At 42.8% G+C, this 563-nt stretch carries 2 tRNA genes and 1 rRNA gene; all 3 read left to right on the forward strand.

Features of this window, described 5'->3' with window-relative positions:
• Nucleotides 1–66: ribosomal RNA gene (locus tag ST37_RS07910) — 16S ribosomal RNA — on the forward strand; the annotation flags it as partial.
• 90 nt (nt 67–156) lie between these two features.
• Nucleotides 157–232: transfer RNA gene (locus ST37_RS07915), tRNA-Ala, on the forward strand.
• A gap of 26 nt (nt 233–258) precedes the next feature.
• Nucleotides 259–334: transfer RNA gene (locus ST37_RS07920), tRNA-Glu, on the forward strand.
• Nucleotides 335–563: the final 229 nt, after the last annotated feature.

Genomic DNA, 563 nt, shown 5'->3' on the forward strand with positions numbered 1-563 from the left:
TTCATGACTGGGGTGAAGTCGTAACAAGGTAGCCCTAGGGGAACCTGGGGCTGGATCACCTCCTTAAACGATAGATTCTCATTATGAGTGTCCACACAGATTGATATGGTTTTATACAGAGCATTGGTTCTGCGTTCGTTGTGGAATCAACAATGTGGGGCTATAGCTCAGCTGGGAGAGCGCTTCGCTGGCAGCGAAGAGGTCATCGGTTCGATCCCGATTAGCTCCACCACTTCTTTTATAAAAAGAAGTCCTTGTGTCCCGTTCGTCTAGAGGCCTAGGACACCGCCCTTTCACGGCGGTAACAGGGGTTCGACTCCCCTACGGGATACCATCTTTAAGTGCATTTTCTTATGAAAATTGAGTGCCTTTAAAGATGGTTTCTTTCTTTTAGTAGAAAGCAAAACTAGCTCTTTAACAATTTGGAAAGCTGACGAATAACATTTGATTAATGTTATTCAATTTAAAAGTTCTCAAATCCTAAGTCTTTATGATTTAGGTACCAACACACATTCAAGTGTTCTTGGGAATGTATCCTTGCCAGGATGCATTCAAATTTGAGT

It is taken from the genome of Vibrio sp. qd031, assembly GCF_002100145.1.
Classification (GTDB): Bacteria; Pseudomonadota; Gammaproteobacteria; order Enterobacterales; family Vibrionaceae; genus Vibrio.